Origin of the sequence: Roseibium sp. (genome assembly GCF_048260565.1) — a bacterium.
Classification (GTDB): domain Bacteria; phylum Pseudomonadota; class Alphaproteobacteria; order Rhizobiales; family Stappiaceae; genus Roseibium.
In genome coordinates, this window is record NZ_JBLXGP010000004.1 from 284,248 (window position 1) to 305,513 (window position 21,266).

The 21,266-nt window shown below is 59.9% G+C and carries 21 protein-coding genes and 1 pseudogene; 5 read left to right on the forward strand and 17 right to left on the reverse strand.

The window, feature by feature from the left end; translation table 11 throughout:
- Positions 1-21: 21 nt before the first annotated feature.
- Positions 22-1,251 carry a bifunctional phosphopantothenoylcysteine decarboxylase/phosphopantothenate--cysteine ligase CoaBC gene (gene coaBC, locus ACN0SO_RS12270; RefSeq protein WP_417678007.1) on the forward strand — a complete coding sequence of 410 codons (1,230 nt, stop codon included), beginning with the start codon at positions 22-24 and terminating at the stop codon, positions 1,249-1,251.
- Between the two features lie 260 nt (positions 1,252-1,511).
- Here the strand turns inward: coaBC and ACN0SO_RS12275 are convergent, their stop codons facing one another.
- The 6 genes and pseudogenes from ACN0SO_RS12275 to ACN0SO_RS12300 form a co-directional block, all read right to left on the reverse strand.
- Entirely contained in the window at positions 1,512-1,808 is a 297-nt protein-coding gene (locus tag ACN0SO_RS12275) for a hypothetical protein (protein ID WP_417678009.1), read from the reverse strand.
- Positions 1,809-1,903: 95 nt separating this feature from the next.
- Positions 1,904-2,938, reverse strand: a complete 1,035-nt coding sequence (gene hflC / locus ACN0SO_RS12280; RefSeq protein ID WP_417678011.1) for a protease modulator HflC — start codon at positions 2,936-2,938, stop codon at positions 1,904-1,906.
- Positions 2,935-4,002 (reverse strand): FtsH protease activity modulator HflK, encoded by a 1,068-nt coding sequence (gene hflK, locus ACN0SO_RS12285; RefSeq protein ID WP_417678013.1) that lies wholly within the window; start codon positions 4,000-4,002, stop codon positions 2,935-2,937. The genes hflC and hflK overlap by 4 nt, the downstream gene beginning before the upstream one ends.
- 545 nt (positions 4,003-4,547) lie before the next feature.
- Positions 4,548-4,778 (reverse strand): annotated as a pseudogene (locus tag ACN0SO_RS12290) (hypothetical protein); the annotation flags it as partial.
- Positions 4,779-4,995: 217 nt separating this feature from the next.
- Positions 4,996-5,466: a hypothetical protein gene (locus ACN0SO_RS12295; RefSeq protein WP_417678015.1), complete on the reverse strand. Its 471-nt coding sequence runs from the start codon at positions 5,464-5,466 to the stop codon at positions 4,996-4,998.
- Positions 5,467-5,980: 514 nt separating this feature from the next.
- Positions 5,981-6,715, reverse strand: coding sequence for a Crp/Fnr family transcriptional regulator (locus ACN0SO_RS12300; RefSeq protein ID WP_417678017.1), 735 nt, complete (start codon positions 6,713-6,715; stop codon positions 5,981-5,983).
- 151 nt (positions 6,716-6,866) lie between these two features.
- On the opposite strand from ACN0SO_RS12300, the gene ACN0SO_RS12305 reads away from it, so the two are divergent.
- Complete coding sequence (locus tag ACN0SO_RS12305) at positions 6,867-7,112, forward strand: hypothetical protein (RefSeq protein WP_417678019.1); 246 nt, start codon at positions 6,867-6,869, stop codon at positions 7,110-7,112.
- Positions 7,113-7,340: 228 nt separating this feature from the next.
- Here the strand turns inward: ACN0SO_RS12305 and ACN0SO_RS12310 are convergent, their stop codons facing one another.
- The 3 genes from ACN0SO_RS12310 to ACN0SO_RS12320 all read right to left on the reverse strand — a co-directional run bounded on the left by ACN0SO_RS12310 (position 7,341) and on the right by ACN0SO_RS12320 (position 9,415).
- Positions 7,341-8,141: a DODA-type extradiol aromatic ring-opening family dioxygenase gene (locus tag ACN0SO_RS12310; RefSeq protein ID WP_417678021.1), complete on the reverse strand. Its 801-nt coding sequence runs from the start codon at positions 8,139-8,141 to the stop codon at positions 7,341-7,343.
- Positions 8,142-8,391: 250 nt separating this feature from the next.
- Complete coding sequence (locus ACN0SO_RS12315) at positions 8,392-8,970, reverse strand: OmpA family protein (protein ID WP_417678023.1); 579 nt, start codon at positions 8,968-8,970, stop codon at positions 8,392-8,394.
- A 25-nt stretch (positions 8,971-8,995) separates the two neighbouring features.
- Entirely contained in the window at positions 8,996-9,415 is a 420-nt protein-coding gene (locus ACN0SO_RS12320; RefSeq protein WP_417678025.1) for a hypothetical protein, read from the reverse strand.
- Positions 9,416-9,588: 173 nt separating this feature from the next.
- Here ACN0SO_RS12320 and dut point away from each other — a divergent pair, with 173 nt between their 5' ends.
- From dut to ACN0SO_RS12335, 3 genes are all read left to right on the forward strand, one after another.
- Positions 9,589-10,038 (forward strand): dUTP diphosphatase, encoded by a 450-nt coding sequence (dut, locus tag ACN0SO_RS12325; RefSeq protein ID WP_417678027.1) that lies wholly within the window; start codon positions 9,589-9,591, stop codon positions 10,036-10,038.
- Between the two features lie 143 nt (positions 10,039-10,181).
- Positions 10,182-11,141: a cysteine synthase A gene (gene cysK / locus ACN0SO_RS12330; protein ID WP_417678029.1), complete on the forward strand. Its 960-nt coding sequence runs from the start codon at positions 10,182-10,184 to the stop codon at positions 11,139-11,141.
- Positions 11,142-11,149: 8 nt separating this feature from the next.
- Positions 11,150-11,683 carry a DUF2199 domain-containing protein gene (locus ACN0SO_RS12335; protein ID WP_417678031.1) on the forward strand — a complete coding sequence of 178 codons (534 nt, stop codon included), beginning with the start codon at positions 11,150-11,152 and terminating at the stop codon, positions 11,681-11,683.
- Positions 11,684-11,721: 38 nt separating this feature from the next.
- Here the strand turns inward: ACN0SO_RS12335 and ACN0SO_RS12340 are convergent, their stop codons facing one another.
- From ACN0SO_RS12340 to ACN0SO_RS12375, 8 genes are all read right to left on the reverse strand, one after another.
- The gene (locus ACN0SO_RS12340) at positions 11,722-12,042 is read right to left on the reverse strand and encodes a heavy metal-binding domain-containing protein (RefSeq protein ID WP_417678033.1); all 321 of its coding nucleotides are present in this window, start codon (positions 12,040-12,042) and stop codon (positions 11,722-11,724) included.
- A 93-nt stretch (positions 12,043-12,135) separates the two neighbouring features.
- Positions 12,136-13,098 carry an agmatinase gene (speB, locus tag ACN0SO_RS12345; protein WP_417678035.1) on the reverse strand — a complete coding sequence of 321 codons (963 nt, stop codon included), beginning with the start codon at positions 13,096-13,098 and terminating at the stop codon, positions 12,136-12,138.
- Between the two features lie 268 nt (positions 13,099-13,366).
- Positions 13,367-14,446, reverse strand: coding sequence for a tryptophan--tRNA ligase (gene trpS / locus ACN0SO_RS12350; RefSeq protein WP_417678037.1), 1,080 nt, complete (start codon positions 14,444-14,446; stop codon positions 13,367-13,369).
- 122 nt (positions 14,447-14,568) lie between these two features.
- Complete coding sequence (gene murJ, locus ACN0SO_RS12355) at positions 14,569-16,131, reverse strand: murein biosynthesis integral membrane protein MurJ (RefSeq protein WP_417678039.1); 1,563 nt, start codon at positions 16,129-16,131, stop codon at positions 14,569-14,571.
- A gap of 34 nt (positions 16,132-16,165) precedes the next feature.
- Positions 16,166-18,988, reverse strand: a complete 2,823-nt coding sequence (locus ACN0SO_RS12360) for a [protein-PII] uridylyltransferase (protein ID WP_417678041.1) — start codon at positions 18,986-18,988, stop codon at positions 16,166-16,168.
- A gap of 132 nt (positions 18,989-19,120) precedes the next feature.
- Positions 19,121-19,492, reverse strand: a complete 372-nt coding sequence (locus ACN0SO_RS12365; RefSeq protein ID WP_417678043.1) for a helix-turn-helix domain-containing protein — start codon at positions 19,490-19,492, stop codon at positions 19,121-19,123.
- A gap of 5 nt (positions 19,493-19,497) precedes the next feature.
- On the reverse strand, positions 19,498-20,064 hold the full coding sequence (locus tag ACN0SO_RS12370; RefSeq protein ID WP_417678045.1) for a Smr/MutS family protein: 567 nt from the start codon (positions 20,062-20,064) through the stop codon (positions 19,498-19,500).
- The gene (locus ACN0SO_RS12375) at positions 20,061-21,263 is read right to left on the reverse strand and encodes a murein transglycosylase A (RefSeq protein ID WP_417678047.1); all 1,203 of its coding nucleotides are present in this window, start codon (positions 21,261-21,263) and stop codon (positions 20,061-20,063) included. The genes ACN0SO_RS12370 and ACN0SO_RS12375 overlap by 4 nt, the downstream gene beginning before the upstream one ends.
- Positions 21,264-21,266: the final 3 nt, after the last annotated feature.

The window sequence follows — 21,266 nt, forward strand, 5'->3', positions numbered from 1 at the left end:
CGCCTTCTGGAGTAACGCGCAATGCTCGCGGACAAGCGGATCGTCCTGATCATCAGCGGTGGAATTGCCGCCTACAAGGCACTCGACCTGATTCGGCGGCTGCGCGAACGCGGTGCGCGGGTGCGTCCGATCATGACCCGCGGCGCGAGGGAGTTCATCACGCCTCTGGCGGTCGGCGCCCTGGCTGCGGAAAAGGTCTACACCGACCTGTTCGACCGGGAAGCCGAACAGGACGTCGGCCATATCCGCCTTGCCCGTGACAACGACCTGATCGTGATCGCGCCGGCCACGGCCGATCTCATGGCGAAGATGGCCCACGGCATCGCCGATGATCTGGCGACAGCGGTCCTTCTGGCTACCGATAAGCCCGTCCTGGTGGCGCCGGCCATGAACCCGAAGATGTGGTCGCATCCGGCGACCCGGCGCAACGTCGCCACCCTGGAAGCCGACGGACTGCATTTCGTCGGTCCCGGCAAGGGAGAAATGGCGGAAAGCGGCGAGGCGGGCGTTGGGCGCATGGCCGAGCCGCTGGATATTGCAACAGCTGCCGAGGCCATCCTGTCCGGCAATGCTGGTTCAGAACCGGCTGAAAAGCCGCTCGCCGGCCGTCATGTGGTGATCACCTCCGGCCCGACCCATGAACCCATCGATCCGGTGCGCTATATCGCCAACCGGTCCTCCGGCAAGCAGGGACACGCCATTGCCGCCGCTGCCGCCGCAGCGGGCGCGAAAGTCACGTTGGTTTCAGGCCCGGTCACCCTGCCTGACCCGGAAGGGGTGACCGTGGTTCACGTGGAATCGGCTGCGGAAATGCTGCAGGCGGTCAAGGCCGCCCTTCCGGCGGATGTGGCCGTCATGGCGGCGGCGGTCGCCGATTGGCGGGTGGCCGGAGAGAGCGACCAGAAGATCAAGAAGGACGGTTCGGGCAAACCGCCCGCCCTTGAGCTCGTGGAAAACCCCGATATTCTGGCGACCGTCGGCCATGACGAAGCCCTGCGGCCGCCCCTTCTGATCGGCTTTGCCGCCGAAACGCGGGATCTCATTGCAAACGCACAGTCGAAACTCCAGCGCAAGAACGCCGACTGGATCGTTGCCAACGACGTCAGCCCGGAAACCGGGATCATGGGCGGCGACGCCAACACCGTGCGCATCGTCACCCGTCAGGGAGTGGAAGACTGGCCGGCCCTCGACAAGAGGGAAGTGGCAACCCGCCTCGTTGCCCGGATTGCCGGGCAACTGGGTTCCGAATAGGGTCAGACCGCTTCGGCTGCTGGAAAGCTGAAGTAACTCATGCGGATCGAGCCGTGGAAATAGCTGCGGTGCGGGAGTTTCGCGGGTACGTCCCGGCCGGCGGCGCCCATGGCGAAGTCTGGAGCCCATTGGAAACGTCCCTCCAGAAGAAGCGGAGAAACGATACCACGCTACGCTGGAGCAACCAGCCGGGTCCGCATAACTTAGAGCATTGGGCGATAACGGCTTTTCACTACAAGGTTCGAAAAGAAGACGCTCACTCAGAAGAATTTGGTCAAACGGCCCCACCAAGGGACCAGGAACGGTGCCTTTAAGATGAATGTGCGGGCTGCCCGCTGGCTGGAATTACCGGAATTTGTCTTCATCATTTGATCCAGCGCATTCTTAGCGTTCATGCCCTGCATCAGGTCGCCACCAATTGTTGCGGGACTGCCGGTAAAGACGTGATAGACCGTCCAGGATCCGTCGGCTTCGATCCGCTTGCCATATTCACGATGCATGGAATCCTGTGCGAGCGCGCCTCCTTCATCGGCCCACTTTTCAAGCGCGTGGTTCATGAAATTGAACGGATCTGAAGAAGGTCTCGCCAAGTGAATAGTGTCGGACCGTTTCCGGTTTGGGGGGTCAGAGCGATCGGTCGAGGCCGGTTTGCTCATCGCTGACCGGTCGACAACTCACGGACCATTTCGCTGCTGCCGCCCGCCCGGCCACTATCCTGTTTCCCCGTGTCGGCCTGCATTCCCCGCAGGAACATGAAGAGATCGCTATCTGTCGACAGTACGAGGGTTGTTCTGTTGGAAATCATATCCTTGTAGGCCTGCATGGTTCGTGTGAACCCGTAGAATTCCGCAGCTTGCGCAGTCGTGTTGTAGGCTCGGGCGTAGATACTGGCCGCGGCGGCATCGGCCACCCCTCGAATTTCTTCGACTTCGCGATAGGCCTCGGACTGGATTTTGTTCAGATCGCGCACACGGTTCCCGCGAATACGTGCGGCCTCCCCATTGCCCTCGGACAGGAAGCGCTCCGCGATTTGTCGGCGCTCCGAGATCATCCGGTCGTAGATCTTCGGTCGGACGCTCTCGTTGTAATTGATGCGCTTGAAGCGGATGTCGAGTAGCGCAATACCGAAAACGCGGACCTTTTCGGCCGCTGCTTTGAAAATTTCCTGCTCCACAAGTGCGCGGCCTTTCTGGATCGGTACGAGTGTGCCGATATCTTGTGCCAGCTCTTCATCCGTCAGAAGCGTGTCCCGCAAGGGTGTACGTCCCTTCGTCGTCCGGATGATTTCGATAAGTTCATGCTTTGCAACGGCATTGCGTGTCTCGCTTCCCAAGATGTCGTCGAGCCGCGATTGCGCGCTGCGTTCGTCGCGCAGCCGAAGAAAATATTGCAAGGGATCCGTTATCTTCCAACGGGCGAACAGGTCGACGGAAATATACAGCTTGTCTTTTGTCGGCATGTCGGAGGGATTGCCGTCCCACTCCAGAACCCGGCGGTCGATCCGGTTGACGTTCTGGACGAACGGCAGTTTCAATTTGAGGCCCGACGTCGTGACCGGTTCGCCAACGGGCTTACCGAACTGAGTGATGATCGCCTGTTCAACTTCGCCGACCGTGTAGATGGCGGTGGAAGCGGTCACTATCGCAACAACGGCAATCCCCGCAAGAAGTCCCCATACGATCTTCATGGCCGTTTTTCCCCTTCGCGGTTGAGATTTAGAAGCGGCAAGATGTTGCCGGTTGATCCGTCAACGATGATCTTTGACTCGATAGCTGGCATCACATCCTGAAGTGTTTCGATATAGATCCGCCGCCGGGTCACATCCGGTGCTTTCAGATATTCCGTCAGGAGCGCAGTGAAGCGCGCGGCGTCGCCTTCGGCCTCATTGATCCGTTTCAGCCGATAGCCGTCGGCTTCGCGGATACGCTGGTCCTTTTCGCCTTCGGCCAGCGGGATGACTTTGTTGTATTCCCGGCGGGCTTCGTTGATCAGGCGCTCCTTTTCCTGCTGGGCCTGGTTGACTTCATTAAACGAGGATTGAACGGGCTCCGGCGGGTTGATGTTCTTGAGCTGCACCTGGTCGATACTGATTCCCATGGCATATTTCGTCGTCAGGGCCTGCATCTTCAGCAGCGCTTCGATTTCGATTTCCTGTCGTCCGATCGTGATGACTTCGTCGACCGTGCGGTCACCGACAACTTCTCGCATAACGGATTCCGAGACGTATCGAAGCGTCGCGGCCGGTTCGCGCACCTCGAACAGAAATTTGGCTGGATCGGAGATACGGTACTGCACCACCCATTCGACAAGGGCGGCGTTCAGATCACCCGTGACCATTTCGGTCTCACGCGCGCCGTCCGTCGGGCTCTGATAGGGATCATTTCCGCCTGGTGTGGTGAAGCCGAATTCCTGCTTCAGTTGACGCTTTACCGGTACGATCGTCGCGATGTCGATACCCATCGGAAACTTGAAATGCAGTCCCGGAGGAACTTCAGCAACAAACTTTCCGAAACGCTGGATAACTGCGACGGAATCACTGGGCACAGTATAATAGGAGGACCAGATACCGAGTGCGGCAAAGGCAAGCGCGCCGGCGATCAGTATTCCGCGAGCCGACGGTGAGCCCCCCGGTAGCATTCCGCCAAACTGCCGCCGACCCTGTTGCAGAATAGCGTTTATGTCCGGTGATTGGTATTTGGGGCCTGTACCCCATGGACCTGAGTTATCCGGGCCGTTGTTTTCGGAAATCATGGCATTGCCTCTTACGAGAAGGTTGGTCGTCCAAGTTGGCCAGGACGGACTATTCCTGGGAACGGGAATGCGTAGTCGCGCTTCAGGCCAGCCATAGGCCTCACGACAGTTGGTCATGCCATGGAGCAAAGCAGGTGGTTTTCTGCCGCTTTCAGCCTGGGGTGTCTGTCAACACCGGCATTCCTTCATTCTCGGCAACCTGAATGGCGGCGTCCTCCAGCGGACGCGGTTCCCGTTTCCGGCAGAAAAGCTTACGGAGTGTGGGGAGTCCCGGTAATTTATTGCCTGGGACAGCGTTTTTTCTTCCGTCGGTGTCGGGAAAGATCCTTTTTGACATGGCAATGGTCCTTCCGGGCTTTAAGCGAGAGCTGTTCCAGATGGTGCAGCTCAAGCGCTGTTGGGGCGCCCCGTTCCAAACCTCGGTTCGCCGTGTCGGATCTCTGGCGCGTTACCCACCCTGTTTCCAAGAGTGCAGTTCCAAGCCGAAAGTGTTTTGATCAAGATCTCGGGAAATTCTTGGTCCTCGAGTTCCGTCGAAGATATTATTATTCTCTACATCTTAGGCGATGCCGCTGAGGTATGTGCTGATCGATGTTAGTCTCAGTCGGAAATCTCGGTCCGAACCTCAAAGTATTTTTACCGAATGCCTGTACAAGCGGGACTTCGGCTGCATCCCGTCCTCGGCCGATCAGATATCGCGTAATACGGAGTGTGTTGTTGCGCGGATCGTAGACCCGCCATCGGTTGGCCAGGAAGACTTCCATCCAGGCCGCGAAACCTCCCTGTAGCTGTCGATCGGCACGCAGGGAGAAGTCGTCAAATAATCCAGTCGCTCGAGGTCGCAATAACGGGTTCCAACAACGTTGAGCGTCGCAAGCATCGGTGTGGATTGCGGAGCTTCGAAATCAAGACGGCAATCCAGACTGATCCGGAGATCCGTTTTTATTTCCCGTATTGAGCATCCCAAAAGGACATCCGGCGGAAGATCCTGCCTCATCTGAGTGACAGCTTGGCAAGAGCTGCGGCTGCCTGAGCGAATTCCGGCTTCTGATAGTCTCCGAGAAAGGCACCATCGACCCTTACCTCCCATATTCCATTTCTTTCCCGGACCCGGACCCGATCCTGCGCAACACCTGGAACAGGCGGGTGAACTGTATCAAGCGCCAGCTTTATCGGGCGCTTGGAGGCCTTTTCAGGGTTTGAAACGTTCGATACTGGAGGGGCACAGGTTCCCCCGAGATTTATAACTGCGCGTATGAATTCCTCGGCATAGTCGTCAACGTCTCTGTAGTCCTGTTCCCGGCGTGCCATCGACATCGTGTCGACAAAGCGTGTCTTGAGATGCCCGACAAACCGGGGCTCGGAGCTGGACATATACGCGATGAGAGATTGCAAGATTCTCTCGTGCGCAAGAACCCGCCTCTCGAGATCGGTGGAATCCGGTTTGGGTTCATTGCTCTTCATTTTTGTTTCCATAGCCTTAGTGCTCCTGTGCATGCATGCGTGCATTTCGTTCAAAGCCTGCGGGCGCAAGCTTCGGCACGAAGGTCGGTAGGTATCCGAAATCAGACCCGGCACGATTGATGCCAAGTTCACCGATTAACGACTTGAGAATTTTTTCTTTCCGAGGCGGGCATCGCGAGTCCCGTTGTGAAAAGGACGCGTCGCTTTTTCCTGTCTTTGTCGAAGTCTTGAAGCGCGTTCCAAGAAATTGACCGAGCACCCGACGGATCTGATATTCCTACACGGAGCTTTGGAGGAACATCCTGATCGAGGTTAGTCCACGATGTTTTTCCGTTCCGACGCAGCCGGGTTTGTGACCTGCGGATGTACAGTCTCGTTCAAAGGCTGTTGTTCAGGCCATCAAATATTAGGAATAAAGCGGAAAAGAACGCCGGCGTCATTGGTATCTTGTTTGATCCGGCGGTATGCCAATGAAATTGTCTGACCGGAAAATGACATCGCGAAAGTAAGAGTTTTACTTCAGAAATGGACCGGTCTGGTCGAGATATTCCGGATCAAAGCCCGCAAATTCGACCAGGCGGTCGCGATCGTCGAACGTCACCTTGCCGTTTCGAAATGTGACCAGCCCGTTTTCACGAAGTTGGCGCAAAACGCGGTTGACATGCACAGCGCTCAGTCCCAGAGCATCGGCGAGGTGATACTGTGTCAGCGGACAGTCATAGCCCGTTTGGGTGCCCATGCCGACCAGAGCCAATCTGGAGCCAAGTTCGAGCAGAAAATGTGCCATGCGCCCATCCGCGTCACGCCGTCCGAGGTTGACGAGGTGCTCGACCACCATAGCTTCGTCCCGTGACGCGGCCCATAAAATTGCAGTTGCAAGGCGAGGGGACTTTGCAAACGCCTCCAGCAGGTCGGCAGCCTGAACTTCAACCGCCTGAATATCGGTGATCGGTTCGAAGCTGTGATCCGAGGTGCGGAGCAGTACGCTGCGCAATCCCAAAAAATCACCCGGGATCTGGAAATCGACGATCTGGCGTGTCCCGTCAGGTTGGATCTTGTAAGAGCAGACCCACCCTTCCGAAAGAATGTAGGCGGCCTGGTCCGACTGTCCCTGTTGTACGAGATCGCGCCCGGCAACGAAGGTGCGGCTGCGCTTGTGCAGATTTTGCAAGGCATCGTGCTCGCTCGCTGACAGGAGAACGAAGCTGGAAAGCTTGCGGGTAAGCGGACTTTTCTCGATGGAGTTCAAAGGCGATTCTCTCAGGCAATTATCAGATTTCCGAGATGTCTGGGCCAAGACTGCTTTCGATCAGTACAGCATACCGATTTTCTGTCATTCTGGTGAAGTTTATTGGGCTCAGACCCAAGCAGAGCTTTAATCCTTGAAAGGGGCAGCTAAGATGCCCGACCTCAAAGACTATTCCGGAATGGCGGCGCTCTCGATCTGCGAAGCACTTTTGCTTGCCATGAACGACCGCAAAATTCTTCCCGAGGGCGAGATCATAGGCGTCTTGCGGGATGCTGCCGCGACTCATGAGAACGCAACCGGTGCTGAAGCCGATATGGAAACGCACCGGGCGGTTTCCGACCTGATCAACCGGATCATCGCCGGTGGAAACTCAGTAAGGCGGCCACAATCCAATTGATCCTTGCGGCGGCCGGTTTTGCATCAATTTTCTTCCGGCGGTTTCAATCCGCACCTCTGCGAATGAGTATCGCATTTGCCATGACTATTCCAAACAGCACGGATCTGCCGCACGAGATCGCGACTGGCGCACGAAAGCCGTTGCGAGATTTCTCAAGCTCGTATCAGCGGCCGGCGGATTATTGTTTCTGGCGCTCCTGCGGACCTCTTCCGGGGCGTTGGAATAATCTCAGGCCGCCTCGGCTGCTGGAAAGCTGAAGTAACTCATGCTGATCGAGCCGTGGGAATAGCTTCGGTGCAGGAGTTTCGCGGGAACGTCCCGGCCGGCAGCACCCATGGCGAAGAACAGTGGCAGCAGATGCTCTTCGGTCGGGTGTACCCGTCTGAAATCGGGGGCCTGGCTCAGGTCTGCGAACCGGGAAATGTCCCCCCGGCGCAGGCCTTCGTCGATCCAGTCATCGAAGCTCTTCGCCCATGAAGGTGCCGGCGCGCCCTCGCGGTCGATCTCGCGCAGATTATGGGTCGTGCTTCCAGAACCGATGAGGAGGATCCCCTGTTCGGCCAGCGGAGCCAGGCTGCGACCGAGCGCATGAACGCTTTCCGGCGTGCTTCCGTGGGGCAGGGAGAGCTCGACAACGGGCACGGTAAGCTTCGGATAGAGCAGCGACAGCGGCACCCAGGCGCCGTGATCGAGGCCCCAGGTCGTGTCCGCGCTCGCATCGATTGCAGCCGTCCGCAGCAGTGTTATCACCTGCCCGACCAGTTCCGCGCTCGCCTCCGCGGGGTAGTCGATATCGTAAAGCGGCTTGGGGAACCCGTAAAAGTCATGGATGGTTTTCAACGGCCCGGGCGCGGAGACGCGTTGGCCGTCGGTCTCCCAGTGCGGAGACAGGACGACGATGCCCTTCGGCGCAGGAATTTTTCCTCCGAGCTCTTTCAGGAACCGCTGGGCCGGAATATCGGTCAGGGCCAGCATTGGCGATCCGTGGGCCAGGAACAGGGGGGAGATGGTTTCCGATCCGGTGGTCATGTGCGTTTCTCCGCGATGCACGCCGAAAGCCGGCATCCCATGGCTTTTGTCTTCTTCAACGACAATGGTTCGATTGTCTTGAAGATGGATCCGAAGCCTGTTCAACGGAAGTGCGTTAAATTTCAAAAGGCCGTTCAGTATTTTCGAACAATGGCAAATATAGGCCGTAACGATCTGAATTGTTGTTAGAAACATAAAATGCGCGGCCATATCAGCCGCGCATTTCGGAATCGAATCGAAGTCTTAGCGATCAGTAGCCGACGTTGATCAGCTGGACACGCCGGTTGATTTCGCTGTCCGGATGGGCCGGATCGCGCAACTGCTCCTCGCCCAGGCCGACTGCTTCAAGCATTTCCGGGGGAACCCGGAAGGTCGTGATCAGGGCATCGCGAATGGAATCCGCCCGTTTTTGGGACAATTTGAGATTGTATTCCCGGTCGCCCTTGGCGTCGGTGTGTCCGACCACGAAGAATTTCTGGCCGAAGAGATAAGGCGTGTGCAGGGCGTCGGCCATGATGCCGACGGTCTCATAGGATTCCGGACGGATGCGGGCGGAATCGAAGTCAAAGGTGATTTCGACCACGAACTGGCGCAACTGAGCCAGTTTTGCCGCGAGCGGCAGGGCCTGGGAGGCATTGTCTCCCGGATATTTCTGGATGTTCTCAAGAGCCTGCTTGCGCAATTCGTCGGCGCTGATGTCGACCTTGTTCTGCGCCCCTTGCAGGGACTGGATGATTTCATCGCGGGATAATTTGGTCTGGGCCGATGCGGGCGCCTGTAACAGGAATGCGGCAATGCCGGCAGCGGTAAGGAAAGACATGATTTTCATGACTTGCTCCATGAATATTTGAAAATTACCGGTAGCCGGCGAGATCAATGGCTTCATTGCATTTGTCGCTGACGGTGCGCTGGGCTTTCAAAAGGCAGCGGAGAACGTGGCCCCTGCCGGCCTTGACGCCTTGGCACTTCTGCGCGGCGTCGCGAGCGCAGATCTTCGGAGCGGCGGCCTGCGCGGCAAAGCGGGCTTCAAGCAGCGCTGCCACCTTCACCCGGTCGGTATTGCACTGGGCAGAGACCTTGGCCTGGTTCTTTTCAAGGCACTGGCCGATTTCGTTATTGGCGAGATGCGCGCTCTTGCAATAGGTCTCGATGTCCTTGCCGCAGCTCGCGCCAAGGATCTTGATGGCATCGCCGAATCCGACGGTCTGTGCCATCGCGGGCATCGCCAGTCCTATTGCGAAGGCGGTTGATAGTGCCAGAAACATTACACGCATTGACGTCTCCCTCATTTGCTTCAACGGCAAATTGCAGCTTTTCATCCCGGCATGGGCACCGCAAGGGGAAACTCGGAAATTGTGACACCGCGAACCGGTAAACTTGACAAGTCGTCAACGAAACGTCTCTGTCCCGGCAGTGCATTTCCATTCAGCCGACAACGGGAATTTCCATGACCGCACGCCTTGAACTGAAACGCCTTGCCCATGGCGCCGATCTGCCGCTTCCCGCCTATCAGTCGGATCTGGCTGCGGGTCTGGACCTTCAGGCAGCAGTTGACGCGCCGCTGGTGCTGGAGCCGGGCAAGCGGGCGCTGGTGCCCACCGGGCTTGCGATGGCGATCCCGGCAGGGTTCGAGGGTCAGGTGCGGCCGCGTTCCGGACTGGCCGCGAAAAACGGGATTACCGTGCTCAACACGCCGGGCACCATCGATGCCGACTATCGCGGCGAAGTGAAGGTCATCCTGATCAACCTCGGCGAAGACGCCTTCACCATCGAGCGCGGAACGCGGATCGCCCAGCTGGTCATCGCGCCGGTCCATCAGACGGAAATCGTTGAAGTGGAAGTGCTTTCGGAGACGAAACGCGGTGCAGGCGGCTTCGGATCGACGGGCACGAAATAATACCGACGGGGCAATCCGGATGATGGTTTTGCCGTTACGGGTCTGAAATTGCCAATTGCATTCTTTTGCCTGGCAGCCGGGGTGTCTATGATGGGCGCTGATAATTTTTGAACAAGGCGGAAAGCCGTTCAGGGGAGATGCTCATGGCTGACAGGAAACCGGGCCGCGGAAAGATCTATTCCTCCATCACCGAAACCATCGGCGACACGCCGCTTGTCCGGCTCGACCGGCTGGCGGAAGCCCATGGGGTCAAGGCCAACCTTCTGGGCAAGCTGGAGTTCTTCAATCCGCTTGCCAGCGTCAAGGACCGGATCGGTGCTGCCATGATCGAGGCCATGGAGGCGGACGGCAAGATCGCGCCGGGCAAATCGGTTCTGGTCGAGCCGACCTCCGGCAATACCGGCATCGCGCTTGCCTTCGTCGCCGCAGCCAAGGGCTACCGGCTGATCCTGGTCATGCCGGAAACCATGTCCGTCGAACGGCGAAAGATGTTCAAGATCCTGGGGGCCGAGTTGGAGCTCACCGATGGCTCCAAGGGCATGAAGGGCGCGATTGCGCGCGCCGAGGAACTTCTGGCGGAAATCCCGAATTCGGTCATGCCGCAGCAGTTCGAAAATCCGGCCAACCCCGAGATTCACCGCCGGACGACGGCGGAGGAGATCTGGAACGACACCAACGGCGCCGTCGACGTCTTCGTCTCCGGCATCGGCACCGGCGGCACGATTACGGGCGTCTCCCAGGTGCTCAAGCAAAAGAAGCCCGATCTGCACGTGGTCGCGGTCGAACCGGCCGACAGCCCGATCCTGTCCGGCGGCCAGCCCGGGCCGCACAAGATCCAGGGCATCGGTGCGGGCTTTGTGCCGGGCGTTCTGGATACCTCCGTCTATGACGAGGTCGTCACCGTTTCCAATGACGACGCCTTTGCCCTGGCGCGAGAAGTGGCTGCAAGCGAAGGCATTCCGGTCGGTATTTCCTCCGGGGCTGCCCTGAGCGCGGCCATCAAGGTCGGTCAGCGCGACGGCATGGCGGGCAAGACCATCGTCGTCATCATCCCGTCCTTCGCCGAGCGCTATCTGTCGACGGCGCTGTTTGAAGGTCTGTAGGCGCCGCAATGATTGTCGCCATCGATCCGGAAAAGCGGAAGTTTTTGTTCAAATGCGCATGCTGCGGCGAGATTCACGAGGGCGGCCCGTCATTCAGCACTGACAAGCCGCCGGCCTTTTTCGGCATTCCGGAAGACGAACGAAATGACCGGATAAAGATCAATAGCGGTCTTTGCGTCATTGATGGCGAAGAGTTCTGGATAAGGGCAACCCTCTCGGTCCCGATTTTGGGGACGGACGATACTTTTCTCTGGGGGGTATGGGTTACCCAGAGCAAGGAAAGTTTCGACCGGTATGTGGAGACCTACGAAACCGACCAGTCCGGCGACGGATCGTTTGGCTGGCTGATGGTTTCATTGCCCGGCTATACCCGGGACGACCAGCCCATGATCAGCCTTCCGGTGGACGTTTTCTGGGGCCCGGAACGGCCGGAAGTCCGCATTCATGACGACCAGGATCATCCGCTGGCGATCGATCAGCGGGAGGGAATCAGCTGGGAAAGAGCGGTCGAGCTGGTAACGTTTGTCCTGCATCCGAATTGAAGCGCGAGCCATCTGCTCGCGCTCAATGAGGCGTCTTCCTACCGCACAACCACGGCCGTGCCGGAGGCGGTGACCATCAGCATGGAGCCGTTCTGACCGACGGTTTCATAGTCGATATCGACGCCGATCACCGCGTTGGCGCCCATGGATTGCGCCTGGGCCTGCATTTCGCTGATTGCGATCTGGCGGGCCTTGGCCAGTTCTTCCTCGTAGGCGCCGGACCGGCCGCCGACGATGTCGCGGATGCCGGCAAAGATGTCCTTGAACAGGTTGGCGCCGAGGATTGCCTCGCCGGTGACAAGGCCCTTGTAGTCAGAGATTTCCCGGCCCTGAAGCGTATTGGTCGTCGTGGTCAGCATGCATAAGTTCCTGTTTTCGGGTCGGCTTCGAGTTTGACGATCCTGAACATGGGAATGGTGACACGCGACCACAAGCATCCAGCGGAAAGCCTGTCAGCCTGTTGAGCGGTGATGCAGGATACGTCCGATCGTGTTCATCAGGATCTGCGCGGCGAGAATGCTGGTCGAGCCGGTCGGATCGTAGTCCGGTGCGACCTCGACTAGGTCCAGGCCGACAATGTCGCCGCGTTTGGCAAGCCCGTCGATGAATTCCAGGACTTCGTAATAGAGAAAGCCGCCGTGGCTCGGCGTGCCGGTTCCCGGTGCGATCGACGGATCGAAGGCGTCGATGTCGATGGTGAGATAGTAGCGGCTGCCTGCAGGAATCCGCGCCAGCATTCCGTCCACTCCAAGCTTGCGGAAGTGACGCACCGACTGGATATCCGAACCCATCTTCCGGGCGTCTTCATAACCGTCCCGGGCAGTCGAGGAGACGTTGCGGATGCCGATCTGGCTGAGGCCCGTGACATAGGGCTTTTCCGCGGCGCGGCGCATGGGATTGCCATGGCCGTAGCGCACGCCATGACGTTCGTCGACGAAATCGAGATGGGCGTCGATCTGGACCACATGGATCGGGTCCTGATCGGCAAAGGCGTTGATGCAGGGAATGTTGATCGAATGATCGCCGCCGAGCACCACAGGCAACGCGCCCGCTTCAAGGATCTTGCGCACACCGGCTTCGATATTGGCGTGGCTCCGGATCGTGTCGGTGTGGACGATGTCGGCATCGCCGATATCGACGATCCGGGTCGTCTCCGCCGGCAGATAGGTGATGTCGTCCTCGAAATCATAGGCGCCGGCATGGCCAAAGGAAAACAGCGTCGAGGCCTCCCGGATACCGCGCGGCCCCATGCGGGCACCGGAACGCCACTGGGTGCCGAAATCGAACGGCGCCCCCATAACCGCCACATCGGCGTCGATGGCATCCCAGTCCGGCTGATACGGGGACTTTCCGAAGGTGCAGATCCCGACAAAGGGCAGGTTCAGACGTCCCGATTCATATCCGTGCGATGCCAAGGCCGTATCTCCGTTCATGTGCTTCGGGATCTCAGCTTAAGCCGCAGCCGGCCGGAATTTCACCCCTAATTTCGATCCATTTCGATTGGACAAAAATGCTCGCAGGCACCTCCGCCCGCATTACCTTTATGACAAAGCCCGATTTCGTCATCCCGGCTCGCGCTGTCGCTTGGCCGGGGCGACGATGGAGGGAATTAGATTTTTCAGCAAAAGAAAACGCCCGGCTGTTCGGCCGGGCGTGTCGTCGTTTCACGTGAATCCGGACGGCTCAGCGCACGTCCAGAAAACCGATGATCTTGCGGACATCCGCCAGGATCGGGTCGGCGATGGCCGAAGCCTTTTCCGCACCGTCCTTCAGGATCCGGTCGATTTCCGCCGGATCCGAGGTCAGGCGGCGCATTTCTTCGGTCATCGGAGCAAGCTTTGCGACCGCAAGGTCGGCCAGGGCCGGCTTGAACGCGGAGAACTGTTCGCCGCCGAAGTCCTTCAGAACCTCTTCCTTGGTGTGACCGGCAAGGGCGGCATAGATGCCAACCAGGTTGTCCGCTTCCGGGCGGCCTTCCAGGCCCTTGATTTCGCTCGGCAGCGCATCCGGATCGGTCTTGGCCTTGCGGATCTTCTTGGCGATGGAATCGGCGTCGTCGGTCAGGTTGATGCGCGACAGGTCCGACGGATCGGATTTCGACATCTTCTTGGTGCCGTCGCGCAGGGACATGATCCGCGTTGCAGGACCGGTGATCATCGGCTCGGTGAGCGGGAAATACAGTTCCTCTGGAAGTTCCGGAGACGGTGTCGGGTTCGGCACGCCGATCCCGAGCGACTTGATCCGGTCGGCAAAGTCGTTGTTGAACTTCTGGGCGATGTCCCGGGTCAGCTCCAGGTGCTGTTTCTGGTCGTCGCCGACCGGCACATGGGTTGCCCGGTAGGCCAGGATGTCCGCCGCCATCAGGTTCGGATAGGCGAACAGGCCGACGGAGGCGTTTTCCCGGTTCTTGCCGGCCTTTTCCTTGAACTGGGTCATCCGGCTGAGCCAGCCCATGCGCGCCACGCAGTTGAAGATCCAGGCCAGTTCCGCATGGGCGCGGACCTGGGACTGGTTGAAGATGATCGATTTCTTCGGGTCGATACCGGCAGCCATATAGGCCGCGGTCACTTCGCGGGTCGCGCTTTGAAGCTCTCCCTGTTCCGGGAAGCTCGCGGTGATGGCGTGCAGGTCCACGACACAGAAGATCGTTTCCATCTGGTCCTGCAGGGGCACCCAGCGGGACACCGCGCCGAGATAGTTGCCGAGATGGAGATTGCCGGTCGGCTGGACGCCGGAAAAGACACGGGGCTGGAACGCCGTCATGGAATAGTCCCTAAATTCTGGAAACCGGTTGGAAGGGTCCGATTTGGGTTGTGGTGCGGCTTCTTAGGGCAGACCGGTCCGCCTTTGCAAGCCGTGATCATCGCTATGGTGTATTCGGCGGCTCAGGTGTTGCGCCGCTTCAACGATTTCACGTGGCCGATGAGATTGCTGGCCCCTGTCACCTGGGCAAATATCGCGAAACTCGCCATGCCGACACCGACGAGAGCGGCCAGCGCGGCGGCCCGAATCGGCAAGGCCGGGCCGAACAGCCAGCCGTTGAGGCCAACCGCCGAAAAGTGCAGGATCACGCCCATCAGCAGGCTGGCGGCGAGGATCAGCACGAGTTTGCGGGCTATCCGGGCGTCCGGCGAAAAATGTCCCCGGCGCCAGAGCACGATGCCGAGCAGGCCGGTGTTGACCCAGCCGGCGATCGTTGTCGCAAGCGCGATACCCACATGCTTGAAGACGGGAAACAACGCCACGGACAAGCCTACGTTCACCACCATGCCGACGGCCGCGAACCACATCGGCGTCTTGGTGTCCTCACGGGCGAAATAGCCGGGCGAAAACACCTTGTTGAGCACGAAGGCCGGCAGTCCGAAGGAAAAGGCGGCCAGCGCCATGGCCGTGCCGTCGACGGCAACGGCATCGAATTTGCCGCGCTGAAACAGCACCGAAACGATTTCATGGGGAATGACGGCAAGCGCGACGGCGGCCGGCAGGGTCAGGACGAGGGAAAATTCCAGGGCGTTGTTCAGGCTGCGCTGATACTGGTCCTCGTGTCCGCCGCGCAACTGCCGGGTCAGGCTCGGCAGGAGCACGACACCGATGGCGATGCCGATCACCCCGAGCGGCAGCTGGTAAAGCCGGTCGGCGTAGTAAAGCAGGGCGTTGGCGCCATCCTGCATGGAAGCGATGATCTGGCCGACGGCCACGTTGATCTGGGTAACGCCGCCCGCCAGGACACCGGGAATACCGAGGGCCAGCAGCCGCCTGGCCGATTTCGTATAGCGGGGACGGAACACGGGGATGGAAAAGCCCAGGCGCTTCAGGTCCCAGGCGACGACGGCAAGCTGCACGACGCCGGCAACCGCGACGCCGCTGCACAGGATGATGCCGAGCAGGCGATCGTTGTCGACTCCGACAAGAAGCACGGTGCCAATAACACCGGACATGACGATATTCAGCATGACCGGGGCAAAGGCTGCCGCCGCAAACCGCTGATAGGTGTTGAGTATCCCGCTGATGAAGGCCAGCAGCGACATGAAGATCAGATAGGGAAAGGCGATTCGCGCCATCAGCACGGTGAGGTCGAATTTCTGCGCGTCGTCGACAAAGCCCGGTGCCAGAACCCAGACCACCGCCGGCATGAAGATCTGTGCCAGGGCGGTCAGGATCAAAAGGCAGAACAGCAGGGCGGCGGCGATTTCGCCGGCCAGCTTCCGTGCCCCTGCCTCGCCCTCCTCCTCAACCGCCCGCCCGAACAGGGGCACGAAGGCGGAGTTGAAGGCGCCTTCGGCAAAAAGCCGCCGGAACAGGTTGGGCAGGCGGAAGGCGACCACGAAGGCATCCGCAACCGGTCCGGTCCCGACCACGGCGGCGAGCATGGTATCGCGCACGAAGCCGAGAACCCGGCTGGCCATGGTCGCGCCGCCAACGGTGGCGAAATTCTTCAGAAGGCTCATCGGACGGGGCTCCGGGACACAGACGGGCTTGCGATCACGAAGCCCGGCGCGAAATAGGGGCGGCCGGATTGGTCTCGACATCTCCGTTGACGGCGGCGATCAACCGTTCGCGAATGATTTCCTGCCGCCCGACATTGGCAATTTTCTGACCGGTCAGGTCGGTCACGTAGAAAACGTCGACAACGCGTTCGCCGAAGGTCGAAATATGCGCCGAGCCGATGTTGAGGTTCAGGGTCGCGATCGCCCTTGTCAGGTCGTAAAGCAGGCCCGGACGGTCGAGGCCGGAAATTTCCAGCACCGTATAGTCATCGGACCAGGAGTTGTTGACCAGAGCATCCGCCTCGACATTGAAGGCCTTCATGCGGCCCTTGACCGGGTTTTTCGTGGCGACGGCCTTCGGCAACTGCTCCTCGCCCGTCAGCGATTTTGCGATCAGCCCCGTGATCCGCTCGCCGCGCCGGCGTTCGTCCTCGTCGCCGGGAAGTTCGCGGCTGATGAAGATGGTATCCAGCGCAAATCCGTCGGTGGTGGTATCGATCTGGGCATCGACGATGTTGCCGCCAGTGGTGAAACAGGCGCCCGCAATGGTCTGCAGCAGACGCGGATGGTCCGGCGCCAATACGGTGATTTCCGTCACCCCTTCAAACGAGTGCGGCCTGACGTCGAAAGCGAGCGGTTGTCCGGCCTCGTCGGCCTTGCGGATCAGTTCCGCATGGTGAAGCCTGCGTTCGGGCGCACACCGCAGCCAGTAGGCGGCATAATGGCGGTCGCCATAGGTTTTGCGCGCCTTTTCAGGCCAGTGATCGAGCTGCGCAAAGAGTTCCCGCTTTGCCTGCTCAACCACTTCGCGATGGGAAATCTTGCTGTGGCCGCCGCTCAGGAGCGGTTCGCACTGGTAGTAGAGCGTCCTGAGCAGCTGGCCCTTCCAGCCGTTGAACACGCCCGGACCGACGGCGCGGATGTCCGCAACGGTCAGGATCAGCAGCAGCTTCAGCCGCTCCATCGACTGCACCAGCTTGGCGAAGTCGTTGATGGTTTTCGGATCGGAAAGATCGCGGGACTGGGCGATCGTGCTCATGTCCAGGTGATGCTCGATCAGCCAGGCGACGGTGTCCGTTTCCGCTCCGTTCAAGCCGAATCTCGGGCACAGTTTGCGGGCGATCCGGGCGCCTGCGATCGAATGGTCTTCCGGCCGTCCCTTGGCGATGTCGTGCAGGAACATGGCCACATAGAGAAGTTTCCGGCTCTGCAGGGTCCGGATCAGATCTGTTGCGAGCGGATGGTCCTCGCCTGAATCGCCGCGCTCGATCTGGGCGAGAATGCCGATGGAGCGGATCAGGTGCTCGTCCACCGTATAGTGGTGGTACATGTTGAACTGCATCATGGCGACGACCTTGCCGAAATCGGGCACGAACCGCCCGAGAACCCCGGTCTCGTTCATCTTGCGCAGGACTTTTTCCGGCGAATTGCGCGAAGTCAGGACCGACAGGAACAGCCGGTTGGCTTCCGGGTCGTTGCGCAAGGTGCCGTCGACAAGTTTGAGCGACCGTCGGATCAGCTTGGTCAGTTCCGGATGCAGGTAATAGCCATGCTTGTCGGCAAGCTGGAAAATCCGGATCAGGTTGGTCGGATCGTCGACGAAAACCTTGTCGGAAACCGCATTCAACCGGTTGTTCTCGATAACGAAGCTGTTCGTTCCCTCCACTGGCCGGGGCGCGTCGCTCGGCCGGCCCGTGCGCAGCCGCCGCATCAGTCCGGTGATCCCCTTGCCTTCCGGTTCCTTCACGTGCTGGTTTTCCAGTGCCGCGCACAGGATGCGGGTGAGGTCGCCCACGTCCTTGGCCACCAGGAAGTAATGTTTCATGAAGCGCTCGACATCCTTCATGCCCGGATGCTGGGTGTAGCCGAGCCGGATGGCGATTTCCCGCTGCACGTCGAAGGAAAGCCGCTCTTCCGCGCGCCCTGTCATGAAATGAAGGTGGCAGCGCACTGCCCACAGGAAATCTTCCGATTTGACGAACCGGCGGTATTCGCCGCGCGAAAGCACGCCCTTTTTCACCAGGTCGGACTGCTTGCGAACCCGGTAATGGTATTTCGCGATCCAGAACAGCGTGTTGAGATCGCGTAAGCCCCCCTTGCCTTCCTTGATGTTCGGTTCGACCAGGTAGCGCGAGGTTCCCTGGCGCCGATGCCGTTCGTCGCGCTCTTCAAGCTTCGCCTCGATGAAATCCGAGCTCGTTCCTTTCACGACCTCTTCGTCGAAGCGGGAGACGAGATCGTCGAACAGCGGCTCGTCGCCCCAGATAAAGCGCGCCTCCAGGATCGCGGTGCGGATGGTCATGTCGCTTTTCGACAGCCGGATGCACTCGTCGATGTTACGGGTCGCGTGGCCGACCTTCAGCCCCAGGTCCCACAGCATGTAGAGGATATATTCGACAACCTGCTCGCCCCAGGGGGTCTGCTTGTAGGGAAGGACGAACAGGAGGTCCACGTCCGATCCCGGCGCCAGCGTTCCCCGTCCGTAGCCGCCGACGGCGACGACCGCCATGCGCTCGGCGGTCGAGGGGTTCTTGATCCGATAGATGTGATAAAAAGCGAAATCGTAGATGACCCGGATCAGCTCGTCCTGAAGGAAGGACAGGCGCTGGGCGCACTTCAGGCCGCCGCCGTCCTCGTTGAGCCGCTTTTCCGCGATCGCCCTGCCGGCTTTCATGGCCTCTTTCAGTTCCCCCAGAACGGCCGAGCGCGTCTTCAGGTCCGAACCGTCGCCGTCATTGGCCCTGGTCAGGTCCGTGAGCTTCTGGCGCAGCGCCGTGGAATCGATCAGGCCGGCGAGGTCGTCTTTGGTCAGGGTCATTCTCGTGGGTCCATGCCCGTTTTTGATTTTGTCGGCGGGAGCAGCGGGAGGCGAACTCTCAGGCACCTTATAACGCATTGGCGGATAATGCCCTGTAAAGACCGGGGCGCCCCGGTACAACAGAAATGCGGGCTAAATCCCGTCTTTTGCGGCCACAACACGCAACTGGTGCAGGAGATGGGCAAGCGACTCCGGCGACAGGCCGCCGATCTTGGCGGCAAGCTGGTTGGAAAGTTCGGTCGCCTGGGGGTCCATCCCGGCGGTGTCGATCGTCACCTTCGGATCGGAAAGCTCCGCGAGGCGCTGGATTTCCTCCGCCTCGTCCCAGATGACGTTGAAATAGGTAATGATCCGCTGGACCAGAAACCAGGTCGGCTTGCCGCGTTTGCCGTGCTCGAGTGCCGAAAGATAGGCACTGGAGACCGACAGGGCCGCAGCCATTTCCTTCAGGGAAACGCCGCGTTTGGCTCGTAAATCACGAATTTTTGCGCCGAGAGGTGTCACGGATCTCACCTTTTTCTGCGAATTCGGACATAAAGCGCGCCGGAGCCGCCATGGCTTGCGTGGGCCTCTTCATAGCCGATGACCACCGACCGCATGTCTGGCATGGCAAGCCATTGTGGCACAACCCGCCTGAGAACGCCGCGTTCGTCCATGAAGCCACCCGCGCCCTTGCCGGTGATCACGAGAACCACCTTGTGGCCTTTCTCCTGTGCCGAATAAAGAAAGTGGCGCAGGCGGCCATGGGCCTGATGCTGGGTCAGTCCATGCAGGTCGATCCGGCTGTCGATCGGCTTCACCCCGCGCACGAGCTTTTTGCGGAACCGGTGTTCCAGGGTGTGCAGCGGGGGCGTCGGCGCCGGCTTCGGCTGCGCCGCCGGGGTGCGGATCGCCGTTGCCGTCTTTGCCGGGCGCTCCTGATTTTCCGTCTCGGGCGGAGAAAGGCCGGCATCGTCCAGGTCTGGCATGACCTGTCGTTCGGGATGCAATGGGGTGAGGGTCTTGGTCACCTTGGCCCAGATTTCCCGGTCTTCCGGAGAAAGCTGCCCCTTTTTCCGCCGCTTGTCTGAGGTCATCGGCCTTTGCCCCGGGGCAGAAGCAGGATCATGCTTGCCTGATGGCGGATTTCTCCGGCGATCTGTCCGGCCCGATCTCCGGAGCCGGTGAAGATATCGCCCCGGGCCGGGCCGCGAATGGCGGATCCCGTGTCATCTGCGATCAGCAGTCGGCCGAATAGTGTCTCCGGTTTTTCGGGATCCGGAATTCCGGCGGAGACGAAAACCGGCATACCGTAAGGAATATGGCGCGGGTCGACGGCAAGGCTGCGTCCGGCCACCAGCGGCAGCTCGGCCGCGCCAATCGGCCCGTCCTCCGGATTTTCAAGCGTCACTTCCCGAAAGAAGATAAAGGACCGGTTTTCCTTGAACAGCGCGTCGCGCCGGTCGGGATTATCCTCCAGCCATTTTCGGAGGCCGGACATGGTGAGCTCTTCCGGCGTGCCCTCGCCGCGCTCCACGAGGACGCGGGCGATGGACGTATAGGGATAGCCCGCCTTGCCCGCGTATCCGACCCGCATCACCGTTCCGTCGGTCAGGCGCAGCCGCGCGGAGCCCTGAACGTGAACGAAATAGGCATCGACCGGATCGGCGAGCCAGACCAGTTCCAGATGCTCATCGTCGAGCGCGCCGTCCATGATCGCCCCCCGGTCGGGAAGCGGAACCATACCTTTGTCCATCCGGCGTCCGTGGCTCAGGTTTCCCGGCCAGTCTTCCGGGCGATTGGCGTCGGTAACGGCCGCAAGTCCTGTCGGCGCCTTCAGCAGGGGTACGGAAAAATCCGCTGTCTTGATACGCGAAGCGGGCAGTTCCGGTTCGAAATAGCCGGTCACGAAGCCGCTTGCCTCGATCCGGAAAGGGGTGAACCGTGTTTCGAAAAACGACCGGGCCGCTTGCCGATCGGACGCCGGTACCTTCGACGCTTCATCGCAGAAGTCTGCCGCTTCTTTTTCCGAAAGCCCGAACGGCTTTGCCTTTAAAAACGGGAAGGGCGGCGCGCAAAAACGCAAAAACGCCGCCAGTGCTTTCCCCTGATCGTCCTCCTGCCAGCCGGGAATGGCGGCAAAGGAGATCTCGGTCATGGTCGGCAGGGAAGCGTGGTCAGGGGACATGGCGGCGGCTTTACCGGTCAGGGAGCCTGGAACGTTCGGATCGCACAGCGCCAGCACCAGGCCGAGCGCGGCCGATCCGGCCTTTCGTCCGTAGCGGCAGCCTGCCACGTC

Coding starts and splice junctions, on each gene's coding strand:
- ACN0SO_RS12360 (WP_417678041.1), bottom strand. CDS start 18,988: ATGACCCTGACCAAAGACGACCTCGCCGGCCTGATCGATTCCACGGCG.
- ACN0SO_RS12295 (WP_417678015.1), bottom strand. CDS start 5,466: ATGAAGAGCAATGAACCCAAACCGGATTCCACCGATCTCGAGAGGCGG.
- ACN0SO_RS12315 (WP_417678023.1), bottom strand. CDS start 8,970: ATGAAAATCATGTCTTTCCTTACCGCTGCCGGCATTGCCGCATTCCTG.
- coaBC (WP_417678007.1), top strand. CDS start 22: ATGCTCGCGGACAAGCGGATCGTCCTGATCATCAGCGGTGGAATTGCC.
- ACN0SO_RS12305 (WP_417678019.1), top strand. CDS start 6,867: ATGCCCGACCTCAAAGACTATTCCGGAATGGCGGCGCTCTCGATCTGC.
- trpS (WP_417678037.1), bottom strand. CDS start 14,446: ATGACGGCGTTCCAGCCCCGTGTCTTTTCCGGCGTCCAGCCGACCGGC.
- murJ (WP_417678039.1), bottom strand. CDS start 16,131: ATGAGCCTTCTGAAGAATTTCGCCACCGTTGGCGGCGCGACCATGGCC.
- hflC (WP_417678011.1), bottom strand. CDS start 2,938: ATGAAGATCGTATGGGGACTTCTTGCGGGGATTGCCGTTGTTGCGATA.
- cysK (WP_417678029.1), top strand. CDS start 10,182: ATGGCTGACAGGAAACCGGGCCGCGGAAAGATCTATTCCTCCATCACC.
- ACN0SO_RS12335 (WP_417678031.1), top strand. CDS start 11,150: ATGATTGTCGCCATCGATCCGGAAAAGCGGAAGTTTTTGTTCAAATGC.
- ACN0SO_RS12370 (WP_417678045.1), bottom strand. CDS start 20,064: ATGACCTCAGACAAGCGGCGGAAAAAGGGGCAGCTTTCTCCGGAAGAC.
- ACN0SO_RS12340 (WP_417678033.1), bottom strand. CDS start 12,042: ATGCTGACCACGACGACCAATACGCTTCAGGGCCGGGAAATCTCTGAC.
- ACN0SO_RS12310 (WP_417678021.1), bottom strand. CDS start 8,141: ATGACCACCGGATCGGAAACCATCTCCCCCCTGTTCCTGGCCCACGGA.
- ACN0SO_RS12275 (WP_417678009.1), bottom strand. CDS start 1,808: ATGAACCACGCGCTTGAAAAGTGGGCCGATGAAGGAGGCGCGCTCGCA.
- ACN0SO_RS12320 (WP_417678025.1), bottom strand. CDS start 9,415: ATGCGTGTAATGTTTCTGGCACTATCAACCGCCTTCGCAATAGGACTG.
- dut (WP_417678027.1), top strand. CDS start 9,589: ATGACCGCACGCCTTGAACTGAAACGCCTTGCCCATGGCGCCGATCTG.
- hflK (WP_417678013.1), bottom strand. CDS start 4,002: ATGATTTCCGAAAACAACGGCCCGGATAACTCAGGTCCATGGGGTACA.